Consider the following 12,898-nt stretch of genomic DNA (forward strand, 5'->3'; position numbering starts at 1 on the left):
CCCTGGTTTACTGTGGCATTGCTGCCATAGCTCACCGTAGCAGAACCATGGACTCCATCCTGTTTCTGGGTCTTTGTCATAATGTTGATGACCCCGCCTACGGCGCGGCCGCCGTAAAGGGCAGACTGTCCGCCGGAAACGACTTCAATCTTGCGGATGTTTTCCACCGGAATCATATTCCAGTCCACATCCCCGTTCCAGGCTGTATTCATAGGCTGACCATCTACCAGCACCAGCACATTCTTGGAACTGTAGCCCCTCAGATTTACGGTTCCTTCTACGGACTGAGATGCCGATACGCCGGTGGCCATAGCCACTGCCTGAGCCGCATTCTGGACATTCCTCTTCTGAATATCCTTTTCCGTCACTACCTGTACATTGGCCGGCACATCCTGCAGCCTCTCTGCCTGACGGTTTGCCGTGACGGTGATGCCTTTTAATGTATATACCGGTGTTTCCGCTCCTGCCGTTCCGGCCCCTGCCAGAGCCAGCAGTGCAAGCAGAACCGCGGTTTTCCTTGATTTTGATGTCATTATCCATTCCCCCTGTAATATATTGGCAAATAGTAGATCTATATAAAAATTAATTTCTCTGCTTTAATTTTCTTACTATTTACTTATATTATTATATACCCTTGTTCAAGTTTTCAAAGTTAATATTCAGATGCTGCTTGGAAAAGTTAAAAATATTCATGAAATCCATAAGATTCAGAGGATTCGAGAATACAGGAAAACGCAGCCATGCCAACTGCTATCCCCCATCCTAATCTTTAATACCAGCCGCGAAGCGGCTGAGCGCCCGCCACCACCCTTTGAACATTCACGCCTGCCAGATTTGTCATACAAAGCGGCTTCCAATCAAAAAGCACTGCTCTTATGCAGAGCAGTGCTTTCTATTTTATTCTGTTCAGTTGTTTTCAACGCCCAGTTCATGTTCCACTACGGAAGCAATATCGTCTACGATTCGTTCCAGCTGGTTCAGTTCTTTTCCTTCGCCCATGACGCGGATAAGCGGTTCTGTACCGGAAGCACGGACCAGAATACGGCCGTCGGCCCCCAGTTCTTCTTCTCCTGCCTTGATGGAATCCTGGATAAGTTCGTTGTCTTCCCAGCCATTCTTGCTGTATACTTCCACATTTTTCAGAATCTGTGGATAGGTGGTCATGAGACTGTTCAGTTCAGACAGCTTCTTCCCGTTTTCACGAAGCACCCGCAGTGTCTGCACGGCAGTAATCAAACCGTCACCGGTGGTATTGAATTCCGGGAAAATAATATGGCCGGACTGCTCACCGCCGATGGAATAGTTGTGCTTCAGCATTTCTTCCAGTACATAGCGGTCGCCCACTTTTGTGGATACGGTCTGGCATCCGTACTTCTTCAGTGCTTTGCCGAAGCCCAGGTTGCTCATGACAGTGCCTACTACCATATTGTCATTGAGACGGCCTTCCTTTTTCATCTGCAGCGCATTAATCAACATGAGATGGTCGCCGTCAAGGACATTGCCCTTTTCATCAACAAAGAGGCAGCGGTCTGCATCACCATCATTGGCAATGCCGCAGTCAGCCCCTGCTTCCACTACTTTCTTCTGCAGCGCTTCGATATGGGTAGAACCGCAGCCATTGTTGATATTGACTCCATTCGGTTCATTGAAAATCGGAATAACTTCTGCTCCCAGTGCGGACAGGATGCCGGGGAGGAAACGGCTGGCTGCGCCATTGGCAGAGTCGGTCACAATTTTCATACCCTTGAAATCGCCATCTACTGTAGATTTCACATAAGCTCTATACTTTTCAGACAGTTCCGGGCAGTCCCGAATCACGCCGATGCCGTCTCCCGTAGGACGAACGATTTCCTCATCGTGGCGGAGAATATTTTCAATTTCTTCCTCTGTTTTGTCCGGCAGCTTGTACCCGTTCCGGTCGAAAAACTTGATACCGTTGTCGGGGAAAGGATTGTGGGATGCGGAAATCACAACCCCTGCATCATATCCCTCCGTTTTGGTCAGATATGCTACGCCCGGCGTGGGAATGACACCCACCAGATCCACATTGACACCGGATGCGCAGAGGCCCGCAGAAAGAGCTGCCGTCAGCATGGAACCGGAAATGCGGGTATCCATACCGATAAGGAAGCGGTGCTCACCCTTCGTCTTGCAGAAATAAGCACCCGCTGCTCTTCCCAGCTGGTAGGCCAGCTCAGGCATGAGGGTCGAATTGACCAGTCCGCGTACACCATCTGTACCAAATAATGTAACCATTGATATTCCTCCCATATTTTTCTTGAAATAACTTTCAAATCATACATCTAAAGAGGGTTTTCGTCAAGTTTCGTCATCTATGCAGATCGAATCACTGATTCCTGCTTCCAATCTGCAAAGAGCCATCCGATAGAAATGCACAGGAAATCGGATATCCGGAATCGATCCGTGCGCCCCTGCACGGGCATTCCGCATTCTTTAATCCTTCTCTATTTCTATCGTAACTACCACTTTGGGAACAGCTACGCTGCCGCCGGGCGGCGTATTGACTGTCACCACCTGGTGGATGTCCTGAGTGGCTCCTGTCACATCAATGGGGTCCAGATCCAGGGTGCGGTTCTTTTCAAAGTAGGAAATCGGCGCCGTCAGTGTTTCTACCGCAGGCGATACGGTAATCTTCCCTACCTTGTATCCTTTGGCCGGTTCTCCCTTTGTCTCCGCTTTGATGGGGAGATTTCCCAGCTTGGTCTGCTCCTTCATTTTTACCGCCACTTTGACCTGGCTGGGCATAACGTCCAGACCGGTAACCGTATTGCCATCGGCATCCAGAATATTGACACTGTCAAATTCGGCAAAGCTCTTTTCCTTGCCTGCAATATTGACAGACACCACCGCTCTGTCCGCTTTGGCAACCATGGTGGAGCTGCCGGCAATGGTAATGGTATCGGGAGTGACTTTATTGCTCTCTACGGAGAAATTGTTCTCCGGTGTCCCGAAAATCTGCACATTGGCAGGCAGTGTCTTCACTGCATAGGTATCCACATTCAGATCAAAGGTTTTAGGCGTAACGGAAATGACCGATTCATCTCCCGGCACAGACACCAGAATCGGCGTATTGGGGTAATCGCCGTCCGTCATGCCTGCCAGATCCACATAGGCCTTGATATTATCGGTTCTCATATAAATCATATCGCTTCTGGACATGCGTACCTTCACCTTCACTGTGGAAGGCACATTCGTAGCTACCAGAGAGCGGTCCAGATTTCTTGTTTCCACCGGTACTGTATAGGTATTCTCCACCTGGGGATTCTGCTCATTCATCACATACACCCACAGCGCGCAGGCTGCGATAAGGCAGAGAAGTTTAGGAAGCCACCATTCAACTCTCGTATATTTCATTTCAAAGGCCTCCATTTCTGCAGCACATCGCTGACCCCCTTCGGCTTGCTGGTGACCAGATAGTTCCGGAGGATATTCTTCAGACTTTCTGCATCCTGGCCGCGGTAAATATGGCCGCCGTAAGTATAGGACACAATGCCCGTTTCCTCACTGACCACCACGATGACGCAGTCCGCCTGCTCGGACATGCCGATAGCCGCTCTGTGCCTTGTGCCAAGCTCCGTGGAGAGATTATGATCCCTGGTCAAAGGCAGGAGGCAGCCTGCCGCCATAACCCGGTTCTCCCGGATAATAACGGCTCCGTCATGAAGCGGCGTATTCACAATGAAAATATTTCCCAGAAGTTCCTTGGAAACCAGCCCCTCAATGCGGATCCCTGTATCAATGCGGTCATCCAGACCCACACTTCTTTCAAATACAATCAGTGCACCGATTTTATTGGCGGACATGGTCATGGTGGCAGCTACCACATCATCAATGACATGATCCCATTCCACCTCATTCATGACACGGGAAGAAACATAAAACTTGCCCCGCCCGATCTGTTCCAGCGCCCGGCGAAGCTCCGGCTGGAATACGACAGGCAGTGCTACGATAAGCACCGTCATGAGCTTGTCCAGGATCCAGCTGACCACATGCAGCTGCAGCCATCCGGCAATCACCGTAAAAATCCCCAGAAAAACCAGCCCCTTCAAAAGAGCCGTTGCCCGGGTATCACGGATCAATATATAAATACGATATAGAAAAAAAGCAACCACCAGGATATCCAGAATATCCCAGAGTCTCATCGTCATAAAAAGGCCCTGTATCTGTCCGAACATGTAAGCCATATCTCCTTTTATTTCAAGCCGGTTCCCCGGTCTTACAACAATATATATGAATATTTTTATTTTAGCATGAAAAGGAATAGAAAGGAAATGAGATTTCAGAGGGTTCAGCAGGTTCAGAGGGTTCAAGGGGCAGTATCGTCCTTACGGGCGATAAATTTTAAAATCCCGCTTCATGGAATGAAAAACCATACAGCCGGACTGTCGACTCTCCGAGTGTATGGTTTTATCCTGAAAGGCACTTTATACAATTTAAAAGGCGCCCGCCGCTATCCTTTGCACCATCTGAACCCGCCTGCCCCAGGCGGCCCCTTTACCATTTTCCCGCTCCCCATTATACTTAATATAGAGGAGGTCTTTGATTATGGCATTTACTTTGATCTGCCATGCCTGCGGGCAGAAGCTGACTTTGTTTGATTTAGACGTAAAAAAGCGGAAAGGCACCGTCCGCTGCACCCGCTGCGGCGCCCGGATTTCCTATGATCTGGACAAGAGAAATATCCAGCAGTCCGGTTTCTGGGCCACGGAAGAACCGGCCTTTGACAATCGGGCCAGGAATCGCATGATCACCCAGCTGAAACGGGAAGAAGCTCGAAAAGCCAAAGCAGAGGGAAAGGAACCGCAGAACATCATCCAGATGGACCAGGGATCCTCCCATCTTCACGATTTTGATGAAAATCCTTTCAGCGCCAAAGCAGGATTTGCCAAATTTGACATGAAAACAGGACAGATCATTTCCGATGACAGTCCCAAGGCTCCTTCTCCTGCCGTCTCTGTAGGAAAGCAGGAAATTACCTTTAAAGTCGTGGACAGAAGCCATCAGAAACGTACCATCCATGCAGCCCATTCTGCTCTGCCTTCTATGAGAGCGGAAAAACGGACGCCGGAAAAGACCTTTACCCCGCCGCCCCGTATTGTTACTCGTACGCCTCACCGGAACATGGAGCTCATCCGTCAGGCAAAAATTGCCCAGGCCCCCAAAGCACCGGTAAAAATTTCAAAGATTCACACATTCTGGCAGAAGGTGAAAAATTTCTTTTCCTTCAGCCGCCATTCCTGAGGAGGTCATCATGCATCACGCCATCTTTTTATGCTTTGCACTGCTCATCCCCATCGTATTTCTCGGAGGCTGCACGCCTTCTGCCTCCGATGCCTACCATAAAATCACTCCGGCAGAAGCCCATGAAATGATGAAAAAAGAAGATATCATCCTGATAGACGTTCGAGAGGAAGGGGAATACAAAACAGGCCACATCCCCGGTGCCCGCCTCATTCCTCTCGGCACCATCGACAGCACTGTCACTGCCAAACTGCCGAACAAGAAAAAGCCCCTGATCGTCTACTGCCGTTCCGGTGTGCGCAGCAAAAAAGCTGCCATGAAGCTGGTAGAACTGGGCTATTCAGACGTCCGGGACATGGGCGGTATTCTGGACTGGCCCTATGAAGTTGAAAAATAAACAACTGCCCTTTTCGCATAAAAAACGGAGCTTTCTGCCCTATTCCGCAGAAAGCTCCGTTTTTTTATCTGTTAAGCGATACTGGCCCCTTATTGAATTTTGCTTCGCAGAATCATGATAATCCTGTGCAGTCCGCCATGACATAAGCAGCCGGTCATATAAAATCACTTATATCCAGGTATTGAATATAAGGCGTATAAAATCCAGCGCTGCTTTCCAAACTTCCTACCACCTGCAGCCGCAGTCCATGCATGCATACCGGGGACTTTCATGTGACAGAACACATCCGCCCATAATCGCTTTCCTCTCCTCGATGAGACGAAGTGCCTCTTCTCCGGGCAGCCCATAGAATATAGGCACTATCCGTATAGAACCGCACCGGGGACATTTTCTTTTATTTTTCTTATATTCTGCTTCCATAATGCCTCCTGTCCTCCTACATCATTAGTCCCAGAATAAGGCAGAACACAAAAAAGATAACAACAATCCAGATTCCTATATGAGTACTGCTTTCAGCTTTTGGCGTGGGCAGCGGAGGAATACCTTCTTGTGGCAGAGAAGTTTCCTCTTTCCGCAAAGGACTTCCACAGAGTGGGCAGAAATTAACCTTCCCCCGGCTTCTTATCTGCCCGCCGCAGTGAGGGCAGATGAAGATTTCCGGTGCAGGCTCCACCACAGGGGCCGGACTTTCCTGCTGAAGCAGTGCATGGCATTTCGGACACCGTTCCCAGTATTTTCGTAAGTGATGTCCACAGTACGGGCACTCTGTCAAATAGGGCTTTGGCAACTGACTTCTGCGAACTATGCCGGATTTTCCATACCGTTCATACTTGGAATAGGAAATTCCCGTCCCGGGAATGCCCAGCGTGGTACGCACCCCTCTTTTTCCTAAATTGATCCGGGCCCCTCGTACACCGATGGATGTGCTGATTCCCCGCTTTCCCAGATTCACCGTCACTCCAGGCAGTATTTTAATTCTTTTTTGAAATCTGAACCCCATACCGGTCTCCTCCCTGTAATGAACTGCTTTGAAACCCGGGATGCCATTCCGCTGCAGGTACTGCCATCATTTTCCGCTGCGTCCTTTTCAATCTATTTTGTATATGACATTTCCATGGTTCCCTATTCCTCTTTCCTTATAATACGCTTTACCTTATCCAAAGGGTAGGGGGCCTGCTCGGGCCGGCAATATTTCACCAGCTCCACCCGGCCAAAAGACAGATGATTATCCTCTCCTGCCGGGATCTGAACGAAATCCCCCTCCTCATAGTCATCACTGTCTGCCATATACCAGTACCTCTGTCCGCCTTCCTCAAAAGAAACAGCGCAGAAAATGAGCTCTCCCTTCCTGCGCCGGACCTTTCCATAAGCCCTTTGGTTAAAGATCTCTTTCAGTTCATAGAAATCAAGAAACCGGAAGAGCTTCTCCGCAAAGGACGGCCAGTCTACGGGCAGCCCTTTCTTATCGTAGGTCCCTCGTATTTCACGCTTCCTGCTCTTCTGCATGGTGAGCACAATTTGATACACACCGGATCTCAGGGGATTTTCACACACATCCTTTGGATTCCCTTCTACAAAGGAAAAAATAGAAGGTGAAAGCCCATCCAGAAAAGAAGAAACAGCCTTCCCCAGGTGATACCTGGTCTTCACATCACAATCCGGAGAAAACTGCCGCTCATACTCTACTGTTTCCGAAGCCCGGTCTATAATCATTTTCTCATGATAATCCCGGCTCTCATGCCTCTTTTCATCAGGGGTTTTACTGTGATGCCTGATTTCCTTTTTCTGCTCCAGATCAAACTCCAGCCGGTCCACCTGATCATAATCCGGTCCATTAAAAAGAAACAGATCCCACCGTCCCAGCTTCTCCCTGATGAACTCAGAAAGTTCCGCCATGCAGTCAGGAATTACAGAGCCATAGGCCCTGCACTTATTGTCCTGATCATCCTCCAGGATCAGCTCCCAGTTTCCTGCATCGCAGGCCATCCCACAGTCCAGATGAGTCAGGCTTTCTACCACTGCCTCAATCAAAGTACGTACCGTCTCCCGATCCGCATGCAGTCTTTCCCGCACCGACCGCTCCTGCCAGTCGTAACCATCCTTCATGGCATAATACCGCGTAAGCCAGGCCCCGCCCTTTTCCGAAAGAGTAAGCCGCTGCTCTTCTTCCTCACCGGACACCCTTACCCGCGGTCCGCCAAGAGGCCCGGACAGCAGCACCACCTTCACCACCGGCCCCCGAAGCATAGATGTATCTACTCCATATCTGTCCATGATGCTTCCTCCTTTCCGCCGCATAAAAAAATATTACGAAAACCGCAGATTCCCTTTTATCTTGATTATACTCATTGGCATGACAGAAATTGACAATAAAGAGAACCTTCTTACCAATAATAGAAATAGACGGTTATTATTCAGATTTTTAGGCATCAGGTGTCACTTCTTCACGGTCATTCTGAGCAAAGTGAATAATCTCATGGCATATCTTTTTGCGCCTCATTGCCGATGAATACAACTTAGCAGGGAAAATTTCAAGAAAGAGCTAATATAGCAGAGGACGATAGTGCTCATATGTAAAAAAAGCAGCGATTATGAGCCATAGAAATCTTGATCATCAGCTTTTCCTGTCAGTTTTACCTTCTATATTTTTAAATTACGCATTCTAAAAAAAGTCTCTTATTCATCCAAATGAATAAGAGACTTTTTTGAATTTTGCCTATTCGTCTCTATGTTTGGGGATACTTTATTCACAGCAGGCCTGGAAAGTCCCACCGGATGGGCTTTCTATCGCCTTTTTGCGGCGGGGATTTTCTGAATATAGATTATCTGAACTGCAGACATGGAACTTTTCTATATGTATCATTCCCTTCTTTGGTGGTCTATATCAAAAAGATTTCAGTCCCTTCACCCACTGCACCGCTATTCTGTCCGCACCAAGCCAGGCGATTGTATCCAGTTCTTCCCTTTTCACCCATCGGAAGGCGGAATGTTCCAGAATGGTAAGTGTTCCGCCCACCACGTGACAGAGGAAGCACTCCATGGTGAGATGGAAATCGGGATAGTCATAGTCAACTGTTCCCAGGAAGGTATCTACTGCAATATCTGCTGCCAGTTCTTCCTTGATTTCTCTTCTAATCGCTTCTTCCGGCTTTTCCCCTTTTTCTATTTTCCCTCCGGGAAATTCCCAGCGGCCCTGAAATTCGCCATATCCCCGGCAGGCGGCGAATACTTTACCCTTTTCGACAATCACTGCTGCCGCCACATGAATCGTTTTCATCAGTCTATCACCGGGCTTTTCTTTTCAAAACGATAATGCTGTTTGACATCAGGATATTTTTCATGGTCCACTTCCGACATGAACATGGCAAGAGGCCGGGCATAGATACCACGGTCTCCGTAAAAGGCTTTGTATACCACCAGTTTTTCTCTTGTTTCTGTATGGGTGGCCACGGCTATGATTTCATAGTCATGATTTTTGAAATGATGCCAGATTTCTCCGGCTTTTGGATTATCTCTCATGATGGGCTCCTTTGGGAAAAATAGAGATTTGAAGTTTGAGGTTTGAGTGGAAGAATTGGAAATCACATAATGTATTCTTTGCGTAGTGCGGGGAGATTTCTCGACTCCGTTTCACTAGCTTCATCATAAGAGGGATTCAAATCGACTTGTTCCTCCGCTCGAAATGACAGGGCGGCAGGTGGATTTATCGTCATTTGGCTGCTCTCCCCGCCGACTGGTATTGATCAGCTTATGAGGCACTAATGGCATGTACCCAGTAGCTGCAATGAGTAATATCATCATGCTATGCCCCGTACACCTTATGGCCCCTCAAAGGGCAGCGAGAATTAAGTAAGGGCTTCCTTTTAATCGCTTGACCGTAAGGAGACTGATGAGTCGACATGTACCGTATCTGACAGCCTCCTTCCCCAGGAAAGCGTTGGTACTGCGATTTACACACAGTGACTATTTCCCTTACAGCACTCCTGCGCTGTCTGTCTTGGTAATGTATTTGGCAGGGATGGGGTGGTCCAGATGGTAGATGATAGTGATTGGCTGGGAGCCCTCCCACCTCATAAGTTGAGCTGGCCCCAGGAAGGTATAGGACATGGAAGATTTATAAGCATCCTGCTTGGCACTGCGGACAAAAAGAAGGACGATGGTACCGTTGTCCCGCTGATGAATGTAGCGCTGACCGGTCTTGGATTCCGGCGTGGTGGTACTCTGACTCTGCCAATGGAAGGTTGATTTATCCATGGAGTAGTCTTCGTAGAGGGTCGTGTCGGAAAATTCTTTTTCCGATTTATTAAGGGTTACCAGAAATACGTCGGTAGGTACAGTGACTACATCGCTGTTTTCACGGTTCAGGTATTTCACACCTTCCCGAATGTTTCCCGGCTTGGCAAAGCCCAGAGCGGCGAAGAGCTGATCCCTGCTGTAATTGCAGTAAACCTCCAGCGGTGTGTCGTAAGGAAGACCGGCTGCTTCAGGAATAATGTCGATATGGTTATACTGCCACTGAAGGAGCGACTTGATTTCCTTTGTTAATTCTTTCTGTTTTTTGAAACGGAGCACCGCTTCCTCCGGTGTGTTACAGGTCCATTTACCTCCTTCCGGATAGAGGGTGAGCTGCCACATACGGAGGTATTTTTTCTCGATTTCATTAAAATGATCCTTCATGTGGTCATAGCAGCTTTCCATGAAGGAAATCCATTTCGGCGAGTCCATGGAAAGCACCCGGGGCAGACCTTTCCGGAGAACCTCTTCCTCTTCCGTTACGGGGAAATCGGGAATGAGTCCGGCATCCGCCAGCAGCCGCGCATAGGTATGCTTTTCGTTGTAAAAGGTATGAGGATCTATGGCTGCAGCCTGGAAAAATTCTTCCAGTGTAGGAATGGTCCCGGATGCAGAAGCCAGTTCTTTCACCATTTCTATGTAGAATTCATTTTTTCTGAGACGGCTGTTGATATTTTCCAATACATGGCGGGCAGCAATTTCCTCCATCTGAATGGAACAGCCCTTAGGCACATGGGGAAAGCCGTCCTGAATTTCTTTTTTTATGACCACATGGCGTTTACCCAAAAGGGCAGCATAGCGGGAGGCGAAGTCATATTTCCGATTGGCCTGGGCTACGAAATCCAGCACCGTCAGGCAGTCCTTCTGTGGAAAAAGGCGAAGCCCGCGGCCCAGCTGCTGCAGGAAAATGGTCATCGAATTGGTAGGCCGAAGGAAGAGCACCGTATTTACCGCCGGAATATCTACGCCTTCATTAAAGAGATCCACCACAAATATAATCGTGATGTCTCCGCTTTCCAATTTCTGTCTGGCTGCATTTCTCACATCCTTCGGGCTGTCTGCATCAAGGGCCAGGGCCTTGATTCCCTGCCTGTTGAAATAGTCAGCCATATAATGGGCATGCTTCTTGGAAACGCAGAATCCTAAAGCCTTGACATCCCGCAGGTCCGCGGTGTACTGCTCTAATGCCCGGCAGACAGCACCGGCACGCTGGCTGGCTAAGGCACCTTCTCCGGTATATACGTTTTCCAGTTCTTCTATATCATAATGGCCGCCGGTCCACTTGATATTGGAAAGACTTACCGGATCATTTACGCCGAAATAATGGAAGGGACAGAGAAGGCGCCGCTCAATGGCATCAGGCAGACGAATTTCTGCCGCAATATGACCGCCGAAATAGGGCAGAATGCTTTTTCCATCCATTCTTTCCGGCGTAGCAGTGAGCCCCAGAAGAATTTTCGGATGAAACCAGGTCAGAAGCCGCTGATATCCTCGAGCTGCCGCATGATGGAATTCGTCCACAATAATCATGTCATAGTAATGGGGATCCATCTTTTCCCAAAATCTCTGACTGTTGAAGGTCTGAATAGACATAAAAAGATGCTCACTGTGGGCAGCATGATAATTCCCTACCGCCAGCTCACCAAAGTTCGGATCCTTCATGACCTGACGGAAACAGGAAATACTCTGCTTCAGGATTTCTTCTCTGTGGGCAATGAAAAGAAGTTTCGCACCTCCCTTGCGGCTATAATAAAAATTACGGTAGTCAAAAGCTGATATGGCCGTTTTCCCCGTACCGGTAGCCGCTACCACCAGATTATACCAGCGGTTCTTCCCCAGCCGCTCCGTGCGGAGGGCATCCAGCACTGCCTGCTGATACGGATAGGGCTCAATGTCAAAGGAATAGTGTGTATCACTGTCCCCTTCTTTTCTTCCCCTTTCCCGGTCAATGGCCTGGCTCAGCTTATCATAATCAGAAGTATGGAACGGCTGGAATTCATCAGAGTGCCAGTAGGTTTCAAAAGTGGCCTTCATCTTGGCAATAATGCCCGGCAGATCCTGCTCTGTCACCTTCATATTCCATTCCATACCGTCTGCAATGGCGGCGCGGGACAGGTTGGAGGAGCCTACATAAGCGGTGGAAAAACCGCTGTCACGGTAAAACATATAGGACTTCGCATGCAGCCTTGTTTCCTTTACGTTATAGGAAATCCGTACCTCCGTATTGGGCAGTTCGGCCAGCACTTTCACCGCCTTGGGATCCGTAGCTCCCATGTAGGTAGTGGTTACCACCCGCAGATGACCGCCGCCTGCCGTAAATTGGCGCAGATAGGGCAGTATCAGTGACAGTCCGGAAAAACGGATGAAGGAAATCAGCATGTCAATTCGGTCAGATGTCATGATTTCCCGGTTCAGCTCATGAATCATGGACACGTCATTTCTGGAATTGGTAAAGAGAAAAGAATTCACCAGCGAAGTAGCCGGCGGATCCCATTTTCTCCGGGCAATCTTGTTTGCCCGATGCTCCAGAGACTTCAGAATAAACTGCTCTGCCGTCACATCATGGCCCTTACCCAGCCCGGCTATACGGGCCGCCAGACGGTCCACCAGTTCATTGGTCAGAGCCAGCTCATCATTCACACCATGATCATGATCCTCATCGGCTATATCTTTCAGGCAGAGGCGAATCAGCTTTTCCAGATAGGACGACAAATAGCCCACGGCTTCCTGCGCATCCACATCCTCCCGGTCTGCCCATACTTCCTTCTTCGCCAGAGCCTGTGTCAGCTTTTGGTCAAAGTCCCTGGAAATGACTTTCTCATACACTCCGTCTTTTAAATCCAAAATATCAGCCATAGGAGAACCCCCTTGTAATTACTACCTGTATTATACCAGGGCAGCCTGGGAAACCATAAAGGTATATTCTTCTGTTTTTATTATACAAAG

At 48.7% G+C, this 12,898-nt stretch carries 11 protein-coding genes; 2 read left to right on the forward strand and 9 right to left on the reverse strand.

What is annotated here, in order from left to right:
• The 4 genes from ACI4N7_RS03675 to cdaA all read right to left on the reverse strand — a co-directional run.
• The coding region (locus ACI4N7_RS03675; protein WP_439732011.1) for a TonB-dependent receptor at window positions 1-533 on the reverse strand (533 nt) is incomplete at its 3' end.
• Window positions 534-906: 373 nt separating this feature from the next.
• Complete coding sequence (gene glmM / locus ACI4N7_RS03680; RefSeq protein WP_439732012.1) at window positions 907-2,256, reverse strand: phosphoglucosamine mutase; 1,350 nt, start codon at window positions 2,254-2,256, stop codon at window positions 907-909.
• A gap of 198 nt (window positions 2,257-2,454) precedes the next feature.
• Window positions 2,455-3,375, reverse strand: a complete 921-nt coding sequence (locus ACI4N7_RS03685) for a CdaR family protein (RefSeq protein ID WP_439732013.1) — start codon at window positions 3,373-3,375, stop codon at window positions 2,455-2,457.
• A complete protein-coding gene (gene cdaA, locus ACI4N7_RS03690) occupies window positions 3,372-4,196 on the reverse strand; it encodes a diadenylate cyclase CdaA (protein WP_439732014.1) in 825 nt (274 codons plus the stop codon). The genes ACI4N7_RS03685 and cdaA overlap by 4 nt, the downstream gene beginning before the upstream one ends.
• 370 nt (window positions 4,197-4,566) lie before the next feature.
• Between cdaA and ACI4N7_RS03695 the strand changes: the two genes are divergently transcribed.
• Window positions 4,567-5,262, forward strand: coding sequence for a hypothetical protein (locus ACI4N7_RS03695; protein ID WP_439732015.1), 696 nt, complete (start codon window positions 4,567-4,569; stop codon window positions 5,260-5,262).
• A 10-nt stretch (window positions 5,263-5,272) separates the two neighbouring features.
• Window positions 5,273-5,659 carry a rhodanese-like domain-containing protein gene (locus tag ACI4N7_RS03700; RefSeq protein ID WP_439732016.1) on the forward strand — a complete coding sequence of 129 codons (387 nt, stop codon included), beginning with the start codon at window positions 5,273-5,275 and terminating at the stop codon, window positions 5,657-5,659.
• 436 nt (window positions 5,660-6,095) lie between these two features.
• On the opposite strand, the gene ACI4N7_RS03705 is transcribed toward ACI4N7_RS03700, so the two are convergent.
• The 5 genes from ACI4N7_RS03705 to ACI4N7_RS03725 form a co-directional block, all read right to left on the reverse strand.
• Window positions 6,096-6,659, reverse strand: a complete 564-nt coding sequence (locus ACI4N7_RS03705; RefSeq protein ID WP_439732017.1) for a DUF4236 domain-containing protein — start codon at window positions 6,657-6,659, stop codon at window positions 6,096-6,098.
• 122 nt (window positions 6,660-6,781) lie between these two features.
• The gene (locus tag ACI4N7_RS03710) at window positions 6,782-7,933 is read right to left on the reverse strand and encodes a hypothetical protein (protein WP_439732018.1); all 1,152 of its coding nucleotides are present in this window, start codon (window positions 7,931-7,933) and stop codon (window positions 6,782-6,784) included.
• A gap of 610 nt (window positions 7,934-8,543) precedes the next feature.
• Window positions 8,544-8,936: a (deoxy)nucleoside triphosphate pyrophosphohydrolase gene (locus ACI4N7_RS03715; RefSeq protein WP_439732019.1), complete on the reverse strand. Its 393-nt coding sequence runs from the start codon at window positions 8,934-8,936 to the stop codon at window positions 8,544-8,546.
• Window positions 8,936-9,178, reverse strand: coding sequence for a DUF1653 domain-containing protein (locus ACI4N7_RS03720; protein ID WP_439732020.1), 243 nt, complete (start codon window positions 9,176-9,178; stop codon window positions 8,936-8,938). The genes ACI4N7_RS03715 and ACI4N7_RS03720 overlap by 1 nt, the downstream gene beginning before the upstream one ends.
• 453 nt (window positions 9,179-9,631) lie before the next feature.
• Entirely contained in the window at window positions 9,632-12,808 is a 3,177-nt protein-coding gene (locus ACI4N7_RS03725) for a DUF3427 domain-containing protein (protein WP_439732021.1), read from the reverse strand.
• Window positions 12,809-12,898 lie beyond the last annotated feature (90 nt).

The sequence above is a fragment of the Dialister sp. genome, from assembly GCF_051885895.1.
GTDB lineage: Bacteria > Bacillota > Negativicutes > Veillonellales > Dialisteraceae > Dialister.